Source organism: uncultured Jatrophihabitans sp. (assembly GCF_964252635.1).
Taxonomy (GTDB): domain Bacteria; phylum Actinomycetota; class Actinomycetes; order Mycobacteriales; family Jatrophihabitantaceae; genus Jatrophihabitans.
The window spans coordinates 77758-94257 of the sequence record NZ_CAXUNP010000010.1 but is presented as its reverse complement, the minus strand read 5'-3'; the positions used below and the strand labels follow the sequence as shown (position 1 = coordinate 94257).

The window sequence follows — 16500 nt, the reverse complement described above, 5'->3', positions numbered from 1 at the left end:
GTTGCCGCTCGGCGGTCACCCGGTCCGTCCCCTGGCAGACTTCAGGCAGTGACGTTCTGGGAAGGGGTGCTCGTCCTCGTCGCGGGCATCTGGGCCGGAACGATCAACACCGTCGTCGGCTCCGGGACGCTGGTCTCGTTCCCGGTACTGCTCGGCGTCGGCCTGTCGCCGGTGACGGCGAACGTGTCCAACGCCGTCGGGCTGTTCCCCGGCTCGTTCGTCGGTGCTTACGGCTACCGCCGCGAGCTGACCGGGCAACGGGGCCGCGCGACATGGCTGGGCGCGGCGTCCGGACTGGGCGCCCTCGTCGGGGCGGTGCTGCTGCTCACCCTGCCCGCCGGTGCGTTCCAGACCATCGTCCCGGTGCTCATCGTCCTCGCCCTGCTGCTGGTGATCTTCGGCAAACGGGTGACGGCCTGGATGCAGGCCCGCGGCGGCGGTGCGCGTGAGCAGGTGGGGCCGGCGCTGTGGCTGACGTGCTTCGGCACCGGGGTGTACGGCGGGTATTTCGGGGCCGCGCAGGGTGTGCTGCTGATGGGCTTCTTCGGGCTGTTCCTGGCCGAGTCGCTGCAGCGCCAGAACGCCTTGAAGAACGTACTGTCCGGCATCGTCAACCTGGTCGGGGCCGTCGTCTTCACGCTGACGACCCACATCGACTGGGCGGCGGCGGGGTTGATCGCCGTGGGCTCGATCGCCGGTGGCCTGCTGGGCGCGCGCATCGGCCGGCGGCTGTCGCCGGCGGTGCTGCGGGCAACGATCGTCGTGGTCGGCGTCGCCGCGATCGTCAAACTGCTGGTATGACCCCGTCCGGCCGACGGTGTGCAGACGCGCGGGCCGGGGCCGGCGTGTCTGCTTACCGTCGCCGGCGCGCCGGCTAGAGCAGCTCGGGCCGCTGCCACGGCTCGTCGAGCACGTGCTGCGCCAGCCACGCCCACACCGTCTCGTACCAGAGCCGGGCGTTGCCGGGCTTGAGGACCCAGTGCCCCTCGTCGGGGTAGTAGAGGAACGCCGACTCGACACCGGTGCGCTGCAGGTCCCACCACAGCCGCAGCCCCTCGCCGATCGGCACGCGGTAGTCCTTGTCGCCGTGGATGACGAGCATCGGCGTACGGATCGCGTCGACGTAGCGGTGCGGCGAGAACTCGGCGTACCGCTCCGGACGGGTGGTCGGCAGCCCCCACTCGAGCGCCCAGTCACCCGGGACGTCGGTGGTGCCCTGGAACTGGTCCATGGCCCACAGGCTGGCGTGCGTGACGATGCAGCGGAACCGCTCCGTGTGCCCGGCGATCCAGTTGGCCATGTACCCGCCGTAGGACCCGCCGAGCGCCGCGGTGCGCGAGCCGTCGATCTCGGGCCGGGCGACGACGGCGTCGGTCACCGCCATCAGGTCCGTGTACGGCGTGCCGCCCCACTGCCCCCAGCCGCGGCGCAGCATGTGCGCGCCGTATCCGGTCGACAGGGCCGGGTCGGGCAACACGACGGCATAGCCGCGGGCGGCCATCAGCCACGGGTTCCACCGCCACGTCCACCCGTTGAAGGACGCGAACGGGCCGCCGTGGACGAACAGCAGCAGCGGCACCGGCGCCTGGGCGGACGCACCGTGGGGCAGCACCAGCCACGCGCCCACCTCGGTGCCGTCCTCGACGGTGACGTGCAGGCGCTCGACCGTCCCCGGCACCTCGACCGCGCCCGGGCACGGCAGGTACACCGGCTCGCCGTCGGTGGCGGCGGCGTCGAGGCGCACCGGGCGGGCGGGGGAGTCCCAGGCGTCCCGCAGCGCGAAGATCGTCGACCCGTCCGGCGTGACCTGCAGCGACGTGTAGTGCCCCGACGCCGTGACCCGCGTCAGCGCTCCGGTGGGGACGTCGAGCCGGAAGATCGGGCCGTGCCCCTGCTCGTCGGTCGAGAAGAACACGGTGTCGGCGTCCGCGCCGAAGACCGGGGAACCCGGCCAGACGTCGGGGTCGGTGACCAGCTCGCGCGAATCGCCGGTGGCGAGGTCGATGAGCAGCAGGGAGTGCTGCCACGGCTCGTCGTCGGTGCAGTCGATCGAGCGGACGCACACGACGTGCCGGCCGTCGGCCGAGACGGACGGGGAGGTGAAGCTGGCCGCGTCGTCCTCGGCGAGCACACGCTGCTCCGCCGTCGTCGTGTCGATCGCGACCAGGGCCGCCTTCGGGAGGCCGGGGGTGTCACGCCGGTACCAGCCGGCGACGGCGGTGCTGCCGTCCGGCGTCACCGTGAACTCGGCCTCGTCGAGGGCCCGGCCCGGCTCGGGCGTGAGGTCGACCGGGTCCGCGCCCGGCGTCCAGGCCAGCAGGCGGTCCTCGGCTGGCCCCAGGTCGTGGTCCCAGAAGCGCACCGGCGACGACGTGTGCAGCACCGCGCTGGTCTTGATCTTCGTGCGGGCCTCGCGCGCCTTCTCGTCGGCGTCGGCGCCGATCGTGCCGGGTAGGGCGGACGTGCCGACCACGACGGTGCCGGCCTCCCGCGCGACGTGCACCGCGCCGATGCCGCCCGGCCGGGTGAGCACCCGCTCCGCCTCGCCGGTCGCCGGCAGCCGCCACAGGGCCGGCGGGTCCTCCTCGTCGGCGTCGCGCGCCGAGGTGAAGTACACCGAGCCGTCGGGGGCGGGCGCGGCGCCCTTCTCGCCCTTGTCCGACCGCGTCAGGCGCCGCGCCTGCCCGTCGCCCACCGGGTCGAGCTCCCACAGCGCGCCGACGAAGGTGTCGCCGTCGTCGGACAGCTCGGAGACCTCGGCGATCAGCCGGGTGCCGTCCGGGGAGAGCGCGAGCCCGGAGACGCGCGCGTGCTGGAGGTACTCGTCGAACGTCACAAACCCCGTCATGGGGACTGACCGTAGGCCCTCGCGTCCGCGGCGGCACCGACCCCCGGCGATTCCGACCCGTCCGTCCTCACGGGGACGCGGCCGTGCGCGGCACGTAGTTTGGACGGGTGACAGTCGAACGCGTGATGGGCACCGAGGTCGAGTACGGCGTGAGCCTGCCGGGGCAGCCGACCGCCAACGCCATGCTGCTCTCGGCGCAGGTCGTCAACGCCTACGCCAGCACCTTGCCGGCCGGACGCGCGCGGCGGGCGAGCTGGGACTTCGAGGAGGAGTCGCCGCTGCGCGACGCGCGGGGCTTCGACCTCGGCGGCGGCAGCGGCACGGTCGCGCAGGAGTTCATCGAGGCCGAGGAGGACGCCGGGATGGCGAACGTCATCCTGCCGAACGGAGCCCGGCTCTACGTCGACCACGCGCACCCCGAGTACTCCAGCCCCGAGGTCACGAACCCGCTCGACGCGGTGCGCTGGGACAAGGCCGGTGAGCTGGTGATGCTCGAGGCCATCCGCCGGCTGCCGACCATGCCCGGGGTCAACGCGAGCATCAATTTGTACAAGAACAACACCGACAACAAGGGTGCGTCGTACGGCTCGCACGAGAACTACCTCTGCAGCCGGGACACCCCGTTCGCGGCCATCGTCCGTGGCCTGATCCCGTTCTTCATCACCCGCCAGGTGATGTGCGGTTCCGGCCGGGTCGGGCTCGGCCAGGACGGTCGCACCCACGGGTTCCAGATCTCGCAGCGGGCGGACTTCTTCGAGGTCGAGGTCGGTCTCGAGACCACCCTCAAGCGCCCGATCATCAACACCCGCGACGAGCCGCACGCCGACGCCGACCGCTACCGGCGACTGCACGTCATCATCGGCGACGCGAACATGTCCGAGATCTCGACCTACCTCAAGGTCGGCACCACCGCGCTCGTCCTCGCCATGATCGAGGCCAAGTTCCTGACCGACGACCTCGCGGTGGTGCAGCCGGTACGCGAGCTGCACGAGATCTCGCACGACCCGTCGTTGCGGCACCGGGTGCAACTGGCCGACGGCCGCACGATGACCGCCCTAGACCTGCAGGGCGAGTACCTCGACCGCGCCCGCAAGTTCGTCGACGACCGCCTCGGGGACGACGCCGACACCCAGACCCTCGACGTGCTGGCCCGCTGGGAGTCGGTGCTGACCCGGCTCGGTCAGGACGCGTTCCTGCTCGCCCGCGAGCTCGACTGGGTGGCCAAGCTCCGGCTGCTGGAGGGATACCGGGACCGCGACCACCTCGACTGGGACTCCCCGCACCTGCAGCTCGTCGACCTGCAGTACAGCGACGTCCGACCCGAGAAGGGCCTGTACAACCGGCTCGCGTCGCGCGGGGCGTTCGAACGGCTGCTGACCGACGAGCAGGTGCAGGCCGCCGTGTCGACACCGCCGGCCGACACCCGTGCCTATTTCCGGGGCGAGTGCCTGCGCCGGTACGGGCAGTCCGTCGCCGCCGCCTCGTGGGACTCGGTGATCTTCGACGTCGGCCGCGAGTCGCTGGTCCGGGTGCCGATGCTCGAACCGCTGCGCGGGACGCAGGCCCACGTCGGCGAGCTGCTCGACCGGTGCCGCACCGCGGCGGAGCTCGTCGAGGCGTTGAACACGGCCCGCTGAGCCCGCCTGCCCGACCGTCGATCAGGGCTCGTCGGCCCGGGTGACCCAGGCCGAGAACACCGGCAACCCCGACCAGGGGCCGGCGTCCGCCCGCGCGACGGCGACCACCGCGTACGGGCGGACGAACTGCAGCGTGGCAGTTCGCTCGACCCCGTCGCGCGCGATGATCGCGCTGGCCCGCACCCCGACCGCGGTCACCGCCGCGGCCTCGAAACCGGTGCGGGTGTAGCGCGCCATGGCCTGCTGCCGCGCCTCGGTCGGCAACGCCGGGTCGCCGACGAGCCCGGCCAGGGTCTGCGCGGCGCGCGGGAAACCCGTCGACGCCGAGGTCAGGTCCAGGTCGGTGTCGGCCGACCACGCGGGCAGGACGCTCTCGACGCGCTGGTGCCGGCCGCCGCGCGTCGTCATCCGCTCGGTCAGGGTCCACGCGTGCCCGTCGCCGAGCGGGAGGTCGAACAGGTCAGTGCGGGCGAGGCCCGGGTCGGCGCCGGCCACGGCGACCGCCAGCCGGTAGGCCTCGGCCAGCACGTCGCCGGGCGCGGCGTCGGGCGGCCCGCAGACCGACACGACGTCGAGGTCGTCGCCGGCCGACCGGCCCGCGTGCACCGCCAGCAGCCCGAGGTCCGTGCTGGCGAGGAACTGCTCGTCGTCGACCCCGCTGTGCAGCAAGCGCTGCACACCGGCGAAACCGGGCGCGCGGGGCAGGGTCACGACGTCGGCCCCGACGACGTCCAGCGGCAGGTGCCACTCGATCGACGCGGCCACCGCGCTGGCCAGCACGACCAGCGCTCCGGCGACGTCCAGCGGGAAACGTCGGATCAACCCGCCGGTGACGTGGTCGGCCCACGCGTCGGCGGCGGCCTGGTCGGGCATCGGGCCGGCGGTGAGCACCGCGGCCACCTGTTCCAGCCAGCTGTCGAGCGCCGCGCTGCGCACGTCCGCGTTCCGCCAGGCCGCGCCCTGCAGGTGGACCGACGGGTGCGGGTGGAACAGCAGGTCGCGGGCGACGCGGGCGGCCTCGTCGGCGGGCAGCCCGACGACGTCGTCGAGGCCGCCCCCGGCCGCCGGCGCGAGCAGCGCGAGCAAGACCCACGCGCCCAGGGCCGACACCACGTGGTGCTCGTCGCCGGCGAGCGCGTGCAGGCGCGGCGCGTACGCACCGACCGCGGCGGACAGGCCGGCGGTCGGGTCAGGCGCGCTGATAGCGCTCCGCAGCGCGGGCGCGCGCCTTCGCCGCCTCCACGGCGCGGTCCCTCGGGGGAGCCGCGGTGACGAGGTCGTCGAGCAGGTGCTGGGTGATGTGCGCGACCTCGGCGACGGCGCGGTCGAAGGCGTCCTGGTTGGCCGCGGACGGTTTGGCCGTCCCGGCGACCTTGCGGACGTACTGCAGCGCGGCGGCGTGCACCTCCTCGGTGGTGGCCGGCGGCGCGAAGTTGTGCAGGGTCCGGATGTTGCGGCACATGCCGCCACTGTGCCACGGAGTGCCGGCCTCGATCAGCCCGAATCCAGTTCCTTGCGCAACCGCTTGGGCGCCTGCACCCGCCACGCGTCGGTGAGCAGCTCGCGCAGCTCGTCGGCGTCGACCGCACCGAGGCGCAGCAGCACCGCGGCATAGCCGTTGTAGTGGTCCTCGGTGAAGAACTTGTCCGGGTCGGAGTGGATCAGCGCTTCCTTCTCGCCGACGCCGTCGGTGCGCAGCGCGACCACGTCGAAGCGCTTGACCTTCTTCTTCTTCGGGTGCACGCGCTCGCGCCAGGGCCAGACGAAGCCCTTGCCCACGACGCTGAACGCGTCGTTGTCCTCCGCCGTCTCCGGCAACGACAGCGCGATCGCGCGGACGTCCTCGAAGTCGGCCATGGGGCACGCTACCGCGCGTGCCTGGGGCTGCGGCATGCTCGTGGGCGTGGATGCCGTTCTTCATCGACTCGAGGCGCTGCCCGGGGACGGACGGTGGGCGGCCACCTTCCGCCGCCTCGACGGCACCGAGCAGACCGCCGTCGTCCAGGTGACCGGGGCCGGGTCCGACGCCCCCGAGGTGACGGTGGCCGAGGCGAGCCTGCCTGCCGACTGGAGCCGCACCGGGGACGCCTGGCTGGCCGTGGCCGACGCCGTCCGCGCCCTGGAACGCGCGCGGATCGCCAGCGAGCCGACGGGCGCGGTCCTGCACGACGCCGACGGCGGCTGGGACGTCAGCCTGGGCAACGTCGTGCTCGGCGACGACGGCCGCCCGGCGTGCATCGCGCACGGCGAGATGGCCACCGCCGACGGGGTGTGGGCCTGCCCCGAGTGCGGAGCCACCGCCCTGTTCGGGTGACGACACGCCACGCCGCACACCGTGGTTCACTGAGTGCCATGGCAGCGGAACGTCCCGTGCCCACCCACGAGGTCACCAACCAGGTACCGCCCGTCGTCGGCCGCGACATCAGCACGTCGCCCGCCCTGCTCGAGGGGCTGCGGCGCGAGGGCGGCGGGTGGGCCGAGGACGAGGTGCGCGCGCTCGCCCTGCTCGGCAACAGCGAGACCTGGCAGCAGGCCGGCCGCCTCGCCAACGACCACCCGCCGGTGCTGCACACTCACGACCGGTACGGCAACCGGGTCGACGAGGTCGAGTACCTGCCGCAGTACCACGACCTGATGCGCAAGGCCGTCGCCCACGGCCTGCACGGCGCCCCCTGGGTCGATCCGCGCCCCGGCGCGCACGTCGCCCGCGCCGCCAAGGTCGTCGCGTGGGGAGTGGCCGACGCCGGGCACCTGTGCCCGATCTCGATGACCTACGCCGTCGTCCCGGCGCTGCGCGCCACCCCGGAGCTCGCCCTGCAGTACGAGCCGCTGCTCACCAACGGCGTCTACGAGCCGGCGCTGCGGGCGCCGCAGGACAAGGGCGGCCTGATCGCCGGCATGTCGATGACCGAGAAGCAGGGCGGGTCGGACGTGCGGGCCAACACGACGGTCGCCGTGCCGGCCGGCGACGGGTCCCACCGCCTGACGGGCCACAAGTGGTTCACGTCCGCGCCGATGTCCGACCTGTTCCTCACCCTGGCGCAGACCGACGCCGGGCTGTCGTGCTTCCTGGTGCCGCGCGTGCTGCCCGACGGCACCCGGAACGCGTTCTTCCTGCAGCGCCTGAAGGACAAGCTGGGCAACAAGTCCAACGCCAGCGGCGAGGTCGAATACGACGGGGCGACGGGCTGGCTCGTCGGCGAGCAGGGGCGCGGCGTCGCCACCATCATCGAGATGGTCAACATGACCCGCCTCGACTGCTCACTGATGGCCGCGGGCGGCATGCGCCTCAACGTCGCGCACGCCCTGCACCACGCGACGCACCGCTCCGCCTTCGGCCGGCGGCTCGTCGACCAGCCGGCCATGACCAACGTGCTGGCCGACCTGGCCGTCGACAGCGAGGCCGCGAGCGCCGTCGTCATGCGCCTCGCCGGGGCCGTGGATCGTGCGATGCGCGGCGACGAGGCCGAGCGGGCGTTCCGGCGGGTGGCGCTGTCGGTCACCAAGTACCAGCTCTGCAAGCGACTCGCGCCGCACACCGTCGAGGCCCTGGAATGCCTGGGTGGCAACGGTTACGTCGAGGACTCCGGCATGCCGCGGCTGTACCGCGAGGCGCCGCTCATCTCGATCTGGGAGGGCTCGGGCAACGTCGCCGCCCTGGACACGTTGCGCGCCCTGGGGCGCGAGCCCGCGGCCGTCGAGGCCTTCCTCGCCGAGCTCGAGCTCGCCGGCGGCGCAGACGGTCGCTACGACGACGCGCTGGCCGTGCTGCACAAGGAGCTGGTCGACCTCGGTGATCCCGAGGACCTGCAGTTCCGCGCGCGCCGCGTCGTCGAGCGGATGGCCTTGCTGCTGCAGGGGTCCCTGCTGATCCGGCACGGCGACCACGCGGTCGCCGACGCGTTCGTCGCCTCGCGGCTGGCGGGGGACCGCGGCCGCGACTACGGCACCCTGCCCAGCGGCATCGACACCCGCGCGGTGCTGGCCCGCGCCGCCGTCCCCGAGTAACGACGCAGGCGCTGCCGTTTCGGTTTCCGCCTGCTCTCTTCCGGTGATCAATTGCGGCTGCTGGTCGCTGAGCAGCCACGACCCGCAGTTGATCAGTTCGATGCGCGGTCCCGTCGGGGCCTTGTTGGGAATCGTTTTCATATCCAGTACGGTTTCTGTATGCACCTGCCCCGCCGCATCGCTCCCGCCGTCGCGGCCGCCCTCTCGGCGGCCGTCCTCGCCTCCTGCTCGAGTGCCAGCGGCGGCGCCGGCAACAACCTGCCGACGACGCAGACCACGCACGCCGGGCGGGTCCAGGTGGCTGCGGCCGAGAGCCTCTGGGGCAACGTCGCCGAGCAAGTCGGCGGCGACCACGTCGACGTCACCTCGATCATCAGCGACCCGAACCAGGACCCGCACGAGTACGAGAGCACGGTGGGCGACGCGTCGACGCTCAGCCGCGCCAAGCTGGTCATCGTCAACGGGGCCGGGTACGACCCGTTCATGAACCGCCTGCTGGGCGTGGACAAGAAACCCGCAGGTGACGTGATCACGGTGAGCAAGGTCGTCGGCGCGAGCAACGGCGCCAACCCGCACCTCTGGTACCGCACCGCGTACGCGCTGCAGGCGGCCCAGGCCATCGAGGCCGCCCTGATCCGCAAGCAGCCCGCCCACCGCGCCGACTTCGCAGCCGGCCTCGGGCGCTTCACCGCCGGGATGCAGAAGGTCCGCAGCGTCATCGCCGCCATCAGGGCCCGCCACGCCGGCGCACCGGTGGGCTACACCGAACCGGTGCCGGGTTACCTCGTCACCGACGCCGGGCTCAGCCTGGGTACGCCGGAGAGCTTCTCCCTCGCCCTGGAGAACGGCACCGACCCCAGCCCCGGCGACAACGCCCACTTCGAGCAGGCCGTCACCGGTCACCGGATCAAGACCCTGCTGCTGAACACCCAGGTCACCGATCCCGAGACCGACCGGCTGCAGAAGCTGGCCAGGAACGCGCACGTGCCGGTGGTCGACGTCACCGAGACCCTGCCCAGGGGCGAGAACTTCCAGACCTGGCAGGCCGCCCAGGCCTCCGCCCTGCTGGCGGCGCTCGGTGGCTGACGACCCAACGGTCCAGCTGCGCGACGCGAGCGTGCGCTTCGGTGCGCGGACGCTGTGGGGCGGGCTCGACCTCGACGTCGCCCCGGCCGAGTTCGTTGCCGTGCTCGGCCCGAACGGCAGCGGCAAGACCACCCTGCTCAAGGTGCTGCTGGGCCTGCAGCCGCTCTGGCACGGCACGGTCGAGGTGTGCGGACGGGTGCCGCACCGGGGGAGCGACCTAGTCGGCTACATCCCGCAGCAGAAGGCGTTCGACCGGGACGTGCCGCTGCGCGGGCGGGACCTCGTCCGGTTGGGTCAGGACGGTCACCACTGGGGCATCGGGCGCGCCGGACGCGACACTCGCGCCGCGGTGGACCGCGTGATCGACGAGGTCGGCGCCGGGGCGTACGCCGACGCGCCGCTGGGCACGTTGTCCGGCGGCGAGCAGCAGCGGTTGCGCATCGCCCAGTCGCTGCTCGGCGACCCGCAGGTCCTGCTCTGCGACGAGCCGTTGCTGAGCCTCGACCTGCAGCACCAGCAGAGCACTAGCGGCCTCATCGACGAGCGTCGGCGTGCCGCCGGCACGTCCGTTGTCTTCGTGACCCACGAGATCAACCCGATCCTGCCGTACGTCGACCGGGTGCTGTACCTCGTCGGCAGCCGGTGGACGGTCGGCACACCGGACGAGGTCATGACCACCGAGCGCCTCAGCGAGCTCTACGGGACGCAGATCGACGTCCTGCGCGTTCGGGACCGGATCGTCGTGGTCGGCGCCCCGGACTCGGCGCACGCCGAGACCGACGGCGGGCACCACCACCACGCCCACGGCGACGACCACGAGCGCGACCACGGGCACGACCACGGGGTGCACGGCGAGGCGCACGGCGGGATCGGCCGATGATCGGCTTCCTGCTGGGTCTGCCGGCCGTGCAGCACGCGTTCATCGCGGCCTCGCTGGTGGCGGTCGTCAGCGGCGTGCTCGGCCCCTTCGTCATCACCCGGCACGCCGCCTTCGCCGTCCACGGCGTCTCCGAGCTGTCGTTCACCGGCGCCGCGGCCGGCCTGCTGCTGTTCGACGACGCGCTGCTGGGGGCCATCCTGGGGAGCCTGGTCGTGGCGACGGCCATTGCCGGGCTGGGTGCCCGCGACCACGAACGCGACGCCGCGATCGGCGTCACCCTGGCCTTCGGGCTCGGTGTCGGCGTGTACCTGCTGGGTCTGATGCACAACTTTGCGTCGCAGGCGACGCGGTTGTTGTTCGGTCAGATCTTCGGGGTCAGCACCACCGAGATCTGGGTGCTGGTCGGGATCGCGGTCGGCGTGCTGGCCGTGACGCTGGTGATCTACCGGCCGCTGCTGTTCGCCTCCGTCGACCCGGAGCTGGCCCAGGCGCGGGGGGTGCCGGTGCGGCTGGTCGGCCTGGTCTTCCTGGTGCTACTGGCCCTGACCGTGACCGAGGCGGCGCAGATCGTCGGCACGACGCTGGTGCTGTGCCTGGTGATCACGCCGGCGGCGGCGGCCCACCGGCTGTCGGCGAGCCCGCTGGTGGTCACGGCGGTGTCGGTGGTGATCGCGCTGGTGGCCGCCGACGGGGGGATCCTCACCAGCCTGGCGGTGGACGTGACGCCCAGCGTGCCGATCACGACGATCAGCTTCGGGTTGTACCTGGTGTCGCGGGTCGTGGGGGCGCGGTTGCGCCCGAGGCGCCGGGCGCGGCCGGCGGTGGCGTCAGGCGCTGCGACGGTGCGGGGAGGCCGCGAGCAGGTCGACCCGGCGTGAGTCGATGCTCTGCCCGTTCGGCAGCAGCTCGCCGAAGTCCTCGAAGACGACGACGCCGTTGCACAGCAGGCTCCAGCCCTGCTCCGGCCGGGCGGAGACGACATGGGCCGCGTCGCGGTCAAAGTCGTCGGCCGCGGGGCAGCACGGGGTGTGGCGACAGGTGTGGCCGGCCGGGGTGACGGCCGGGTCCTCGCTGGTGATCGATGTGTTGATCATGTCGTGTCCTGTAATCGCTTTCGGTGGGGCTGGGACCAGTGTGCGCTCGATTTTCTTGATGTAAAGCACCGCCGCTCGGTTCTTCAGTTCCCATGAAGACACGATGTCGCACGATTGTGTTTGGTCTGTGTTAGACCGTTACCAATTCGTGATGCAACATGCTGCCGAACCGGACATCACGTCCGGCCGTCGCGTTCCTGGGCCCGCCGCAGCACCCGGTTACACGGGACCCAATCAGCAAGTACTGCCGGGAATCCGGCGTGTCGCGCGGCCTGCACGACCTCGTCGTCATCGTCGATGAGCGCGGCCACGCCGCGCGGGCGCAGCTCCCGCAGCACGTCAAGCCTGTAGAACCGGGCCGGGCGGTAGTCGCCCGAGGGCCGCATGTGCACCTCGTGGGCCGGGAGGTCGTGCGCGCGCAGCCAGCGTTCGGTGACACCGCGTAACCACTCCGGACGTCCCGTCAACCAGACGACGTCGTGCTCGCGTTTCAGATCCGTAACCAGCCTGAGGCCCTCGTCGAGCAGCGGGTCGTCCTGCGCTGCGTCGAAGAACTCGTCCCACGCGTGCCAGTGCTCGAGGTGGTGCAGGCGGTGCCGCACGTCGGCGACGACCCCGTCGATGTCGAAGACCGCCAGCATGCGCCCTCACTTCGTTCGGGCCGGCGAACCGCCGTGCCGTCGTTCGCTCCGCAAGCGTCGCTCATCACCGTAGGGGCCGAGCGGAACGCGGCGTCACGGACTACCGTTCTACGACCGTGCGCTTCCTCGGAAACCCCGCGTCGTTCGAGCTGACCTACGACGACGTCTTCATGGTCCCTGCCCGCTCCGACGTCGGCTCCCGTTTCGACGTCGACCTGTCCACCTCGGACGGTAGCGGGGCGACGATCCCGCTGGTCGTGGCGAACATGACCGCGGTGGCCGGGCGCCGGATGGCCGAGACGGTCGCCCGCCGCGGCGGCCTCACGGTGCTGCCGCAGGACATCCCCGTCGACGTGGTCCGCGAGGTGGTCGACTGGGTCAAGCAGCGCGACCTCGTCGTCGACACCGCCATCACCCTCTCGCCGCACAGCACGGTCAGCGACGCGGTGGCCCTGCTGCCCAAACGCTCGCACGGTGCGCTCGTCGTGGTCGACGAGCAGCAGCGGCCCGTCGGTGTGGTCACCGAGGCCGACTGCGCCGGCGCCGAGCGGTTCGCCCAGCTCGAGCAGGTCATGAGCCCGGAACCGCTGACCCTGTCCGCAGGCCTCGACCCCGCGCAGGCGTTCACCGAGCTCGACCGCCAGCGCCGCAAGCTCGCCCCGGTCGTCGACGGCACCGGCCGGCTGATCGGCATCCTCACCCGCACCGGCGCGCTGCGCTCCACCATCTACCGTCCGGCGGTGGACGCCTCCGGCCGGCTGCGCGTCGCCGCCGCGATGGGCGTCAACGGCGACGTCAAGAGCCGGGCCGCCGAACTGCTCGACACCGGCATCGACGTGCTCGTGCTCGACACCGCGCACGGGCACCAGCAACGGATGATCGAGGCGCTGCAGGCCGTCCGCGCGCTCGACCCGGCCGTCCCCGTCGTCGCGGGCAACGTCGTGTCGGCCGAGGGCACCCGTGAGCTGATCGCCGCGGGCGCGGACATCGTCAAGGTCGGCGTGGGCCCCGGCGCGATGTGCACCACCCGGATGATGACCGGCGTCGGGCGTCCGCAGTTCTCCGCCGTGCTCGAGTGCGCCGATACCGCCCGCGAGCTGGGTCGGCACGTCTGGGCCGACGGGGGAGTGCGGCACCCGCGCGACGTCGCCCTGGCGCTGGCCGCCGGAGCGTCGTCGGTCATGATCGGCTCCTGGTTCGCGGGGACCTACGAGTCGCCGGGCGACCTGCACGTCGCGCCGGACGGTCGGGCCTACAAGGACAGCTTCGGCATGGCCTCGGCCCGCGCGGTCGCCAGCCGCACGAGCAGCGAGACCCCGTTCGAGCGGGCGCGCAAGGCATTGTTCGAGGAGGGCATCTCCAGCGGGCGGATGTTCCTGGACCCGGCCCGGCCGGGCGTCGAGGACCTCATCGACGCCATCACGGCCGGGGTGCGCTCGGCCTGCACCTACGCCGGGGCGGCCTCCCTCGCCGACCTGCACGACCGCGCCGTCGTCGGGGTGCAGAGCTCGGCCGGCTACGCCGAGGGACGGCCGCTGCACACCGGCTGGTGACCGGCCCGGTCGCTGGCAGGCCGCCGGGCCCGGTGGGACCATGGTGACCATGGGACACGATCACGCCGCGCACGCCCGCGGCGGCACGAGCGATCGACGCTGGCTGCTCGCCGCGCTCGCCGTCATCGTCGTGTTCATGGTCGCCGAGGTGGTGGCCGGCCTGCTCGCCCACTCGCTCGCGCTCGTCGCCGACGCCGGGCACATGCTCACCGACGCCGCCGCGCTGGGCCTGGCCGTGGTCGCCTCCCGGATCGCCGAACGCCCAGCGCGGGGCGCGTTCACCTACGGCTTCACCCGGGTCGATGCGCTCTCTGGCCAGGCCAACGGCATCACCCTGCTGCTGCTGGCTGTGTGGTTCGTCGTCGAGGGCGTGCGCCGTCTGTTCGACCCGTCGCCCGTGCAGGGCGGTGTGGTCGTGGTCGTCGCCGCGATCGGTGCTGTCATCAACGTGCTCGCGACCTGGCTGGCCGGCCGCGCCGACCGCTCCGGGCTCAACGTCCGCGGCGTGCTCGCCCACCTCGTCAGCGACATCTGGGCGTTCGGCGCGACCCTGGTCTCGGGCGTCGTGGTGCTGGCCACGGGCTGGCTGCGGGCCGACGCCGTCGCCACGTTCGTCGTCGCCGCGCTGATGGCCTGGACGGGCCTGGGGCTGGTGCGGGCGGCCGGACGGGTGTTCCTCGAGGCCGCACCCCGCGACACCGACCCCGCCGGCGTCGCGGCGTCCCTGGTGGCCACGGCCGGGGTGGCCGAGGTGCACGACCTGCACGTCTGGATGATCGGGACCACCGAGACCGCGGTGTCGGCCCACGTCCTGGTCGACCCCGAGTTCGACTGCCACGCGGTGTCGGCCCGGCTGCGGAGCGTCCTGGCCGAGCAGTGGTCGATCGGGCACGTCACCCTGCAGGCCGACCACGTCGACGCCGCCGGGCACAACGCGGCGGAGTGCGCCGACGCGCACGGGGAGATCCACGTGGCGCCGGCGCCCCTGCCCTGACCCGACCGTTCCACAGCGGGCCGGCCGTCCTTGCCGGATACGGACGGTGAGCGGAGACTACCCTCTGTGCTCGGGTTCGTCCCGGTCACCTGTGAAGTCCTTGATCTTGTCGGCCGCCTTGTCGATCTGGCCGTCGTGGCCGAAGCGCTTGCCGGCCGCGTCCGCCGCCTTGTCGACGCCCTTGTCGATCTTGTCCTCGTTCTTGTCGATGAAGTCCTTGGCCTTGTGGCGCAACGCGTCGAAGTCGACCATGTCCGCACCCTTTCCCGAGTCGGTGTGCTGCTGTCGTGTCGAGCCAACCACCGGCCCGCCCGGCCCGTCCACCGACCGGGCCCGTCCGAGTGGTAGATCGCGTCGGCACCGGGCAAGATGCGGGCATGTTGCTGCCGATGTCGCCGACGAGCTCGATGTTCCTGCTCGCCGAGACCCGCGACAACCCGATGCACGTCGCCAGCCTGCAGCTCTACCTGCCGCCCAAGGGCGCGACCGCGCTGGACATCCGCGCCCTGTTCGAGGAGGCCATCGAGGACGGCGAGGTCGCGCCGCTTTTCCTCAAGCGGCCCAAGCGGTCGCTGACCACCCTGGGGCAGTGGGGCTGGACCACCGACGACTCCTTCGACATCGAGCACCACGTGCGCCGCAGCGCGCTGCCGCAGCCCGGCAAGATCCGCGACCTGCTCGCCCTGTGCTCGCGGCTGCACTCGACCCTGCTCGACCGCAAGCGCCCCCTCTGGGAGATGCACCTGATCGAGGGGCTGGAGGACGGCCGGTACGCGCTCTACTTCAAGGTGCACCACGCGTTGCTCGACGGGGTGTCGGCCATGCGCCTGATGCCGAAGACGCTGAGCACCGACCCCGACGAGCGCGGCATGAAGGCACCCTGGGCGCCGTACGACAACACCCGCAGGGCACGGTCGTCGTCGGGTCGCCGCAGCCCCGTCAAGGAGGCCGTCGGCGTGGCCGGCGAGGTCGCCGGGCTCGCGCCGGCGCTGGCCCGCACGGCCCTGAATGCGCTGCGCGACCAGGGCGGCTCGGTCTCACTGAACGCCCCGCGCTCGATGCTCAACGTCGACATCACCGGCTCGCGGCGGTTCGCGGGCCAGTCATGGCCCATGGAGCGCCTGCGGCAGGTCGCCAAGGCCTCGGACGTGACCCTGAACGACGTGGTGCTCGCCATGTGCTCCGGCGCGCTGCGCACCTACATGTCGGGGCTCGAGCAGCTGCCCGAGCAGTCGCTCGTCGCGATGGTCCCGGTGTCCCTGCACGACTCGGAGTCCAAGGAGAGCGACGGTGGCGGTAACGCGGTCGGCGCCGTCATGTGCCGGCTCGGCACCGACCTGGACGACCCCGCGGAGCGGCTGGCCACTGTGCATGCCTCGATGACCGACGGCAAGGCGTCCCTGCGGGGGATGAGCCAGCCGCAGATCCTGGCCATGAGCGCGCTCGGCGTCAGCCCGCTGGCGGTGTGGCCGGCGCTGCGGCTCACCGACCGGGTGCGGCCGCCGTTCAACGTGATCATCTCCAACGTGCCCGGCCCCACCGAGCCGCTGTACTGGAACGGCGCGCGCCTGGACGGCCTGTACCCGCTGTCCATCGCGCTGGACGGCCAGGGCCTGAACATCACCTGCACCACGTACTCCGACGAGATCGCGTTCGGGCTCACCGGCTGCCGCCGTACCGTGCCGCACCTGCAGCGGTTGCTGACCTATCTCGACGACGAGCTGGCCGGCCTGGAGAAGGCCGTAGGCGTCTGACCGGC

The 16500-nt window shown here is 72.5% G+C and carries 17 protein-coding genes; 10 read left to right on the top strand and 7 right to left on the bottom strand.

From position 1 onward, the window contains the following. Window positions 1–48 precede the first annotated feature (48 nt). A complete protein-coding gene (locus ACFFCA_RS06875; RefSeq protein WP_375483117.1) occupies window positions 49–801 on the top strand; it encodes a sulfite exporter TauE/SafE family protein in 753 nt (250 codons plus the stop codon). Between the two features lie 73 nt (window positions 802–874). Here the strand turns inward: ACFFCA_RS06875 and ACFFCA_RS06870 are convergent, their stop codons facing one another. Beyond that, entirely contained in the window at window positions 875–2848 is a 1974-nt protein-coding gene (locus ACFFCA_RS06870; RefSeq protein ID WP_375483115.1) for a S9 family peptidase, read from the bottom strand. Between the two features lie 107 nt (window positions 2849–2955). On the opposite strand from ACFFCA_RS06870, the gene dop reads away from it, so the two are divergent. Next, window positions 2956–4485: a depupylase/deamidase Dop gene (dop, locus tag ACFFCA_RS06865; protein WP_375483113.1), complete on the top strand. Its 1530-nt coding sequence runs from the start codon at window positions 2956–2958 to the stop codon at window positions 4483–4485. A 21-nt stretch (window positions 4486–4506) separates the two neighbouring features. On the opposite strand, the gene ACFFCA_RS06860 is transcribed toward dop, so the two are convergent. The 3 genes from ACFFCA_RS06860 to ACFFCA_RS06850 all read right to left on the bottom strand — a co-directional run bounded on the left by ACFFCA_RS06860 (window position 4507) and on the right by ACFFCA_RS06850 (window position 6342). Next, complete coding sequence (locus ACFFCA_RS06860; RefSeq protein ID WP_375483110.1) at window positions 4507–5598, bottom strand: hypothetical protein; 1092 nt, start codon at window positions 5596–5598, stop codon at window positions 4507–4509. A gap of 76 nt (window positions 5599–5674) precedes the next feature. Further along, window positions 5675–5947: a DUF2277 domain-containing protein gene (locus tag ACFFCA_RS06855; RefSeq protein WP_375483108.1), complete on the bottom strand. Its 273-nt coding sequence runs from the start codon at window positions 5945–5947 to the stop codon at window positions 5675–5677. Window positions 5948–5979: 32 nt separating this feature from the next. Beyond that, complete coding sequence (locus ACFFCA_RS06850) at window positions 5980–6342, bottom strand: MmcQ/YjbR family DNA-binding protein (RefSeq protein WP_375483107.1); 363 nt, start codon at window positions 6340–6342, stop codon at window positions 5980–5982. Window positions 6343–6388: 46 nt separating this feature from the next. On the opposite strand from ACFFCA_RS06850, the gene ACFFCA_RS06845 reads away from it, so the two are divergent. The 5 genes from ACFFCA_RS06845 to ACFFCA_RS06825 all read left to right on the top strand — a co-directional run bounded on the left by ACFFCA_RS06845 (window position 6389) and on the right by ACFFCA_RS06825 (window position 11337). Beyond that, window positions 6389–6799, top strand: a complete 411-nt coding sequence (locus ACFFCA_RS06845) for a hypothetical protein (protein WP_375483105.1) — start codon at window positions 6389–6391, stop codon at window positions 6797–6799. A 38-nt stretch (window positions 6800–6837) separates the two neighbouring features. Beyond that, window positions 6838–8493: an acyl-CoA dehydrogenase family protein gene (locus tag ACFFCA_RS06840; RefSeq protein ID WP_375483103.1), complete on the top strand. Its 1656-nt coding sequence runs from the start codon at window positions 6838–6840 to the stop codon at window positions 8491–8493. 159 nt (window positions 8494–8652) lie between these two features. After that, a complete protein-coding gene (locus tag ACFFCA_RS06835) occupies window positions 8653–9579 on the top strand; it encodes a metal ABC transporter solute-binding protein, Zn/Mn family (RefSeq protein ID WP_375483101.1) in 927 nt (308 codons plus the stop codon). After that, complete coding sequence (locus tag ACFFCA_RS06830) at window positions 9572–10459, top strand: metal ABC transporter ATP-binding protein (RefSeq protein ID WP_375483099.1); 888 nt, start codon at window positions 9572–9574, stop codon at window positions 10457–10459. The genes ACFFCA_RS06835 and ACFFCA_RS06830 overlap by 8 nt, the downstream gene beginning before the upstream one ends. Continuing rightward, window positions 10456–11337 (top strand): metal ABC transporter permease, encoded by an 882-nt coding sequence (locus tag ACFFCA_RS06825; RefSeq protein WP_375483097.1) that lies wholly within the window; start codon window positions 10456–10458, stop codon window positions 11335–11337. Before ACFFCA_RS06830 ends, ACFFCA_RS06825 begins: the two co-directional genes overlap by 4 nt. Here the strand turns inward: ACFFCA_RS06825 and ACFFCA_RS06820 are convergent. After that, window positions 11287–11553: a DUF5999 family protein gene (locus ACFFCA_RS06820; protein ID WP_375483095.1), complete on the bottom strand. Its 267-nt coding sequence runs from the start codon at window positions 11551–11553 to the stop codon at window positions 11287–11289. The genes ACFFCA_RS06825 and ACFFCA_RS06820 overlap by 51 nt on opposite strands. A gap of 176 nt (window positions 11554–11729) precedes the next feature. Further along, window positions 11730–12194 (bottom strand): hypothetical protein, encoded by a 465-nt coding sequence (locus ACFFCA_RS06815; RefSeq protein WP_375483094.1) that lies wholly within the window; start codon window positions 12192–12194, stop codon window positions 11730–11732. Between the two features lie 116 nt (window positions 12195–12310). On the opposite strand from ACFFCA_RS06815, the gene ACFFCA_RS06810 reads away from it, so the two are divergent. Together ACFFCA_RS06810 and ACFFCA_RS06805 are read left to right on the top strand one after the other, a co-directional pair. Continuing rightward, entirely contained in the window at window positions 12311–13747 is a 1437-nt protein-coding gene (locus ACFFCA_RS06810; protein ID WP_375483092.1) for a GuaB1 family IMP dehydrogenase-related protein, read from the top strand. Between the two features lie 49 nt (window positions 13748–13796). Then, window positions 13797–14741 carry a cation diffusion facilitator family transporter gene (locus ACFFCA_RS06805; RefSeq protein ID WP_375483091.1) on the top strand — a complete coding sequence of 315 codons (945 nt, stop codon included), beginning with the start codon at window positions 13797–13799 and terminating at the stop codon, window positions 14739–14741. A 57-nt stretch (window positions 14742–14798) separates the two neighbouring features. On the opposite strand, the gene ACFFCA_RS06800 is transcribed toward ACFFCA_RS06805, so the two are convergent. After that, complete coding sequence (locus tag ACFFCA_RS06800; RefSeq protein ID WP_375483089.1) at window positions 14799–14993, bottom strand: antitoxin; 195 nt, start codon at window positions 14991–14993, stop codon at window positions 14799–14801. Between the two features lie 125 nt (window positions 14994–15118). Between ACFFCA_RS06800 and ACFFCA_RS06795 the strand changes: the two genes are divergently transcribed. Then, entirely contained in the window at window positions 15119–16495 is a 1377-nt protein-coding gene (locus tag ACFFCA_RS06795; protein WP_375483087.1) for a wax ester/triacylglycerol synthase family O-acyltransferase, read from the top strand. The last annotated feature ends 5 nt before the right edge of the window (window positions 16496–16500 follow it).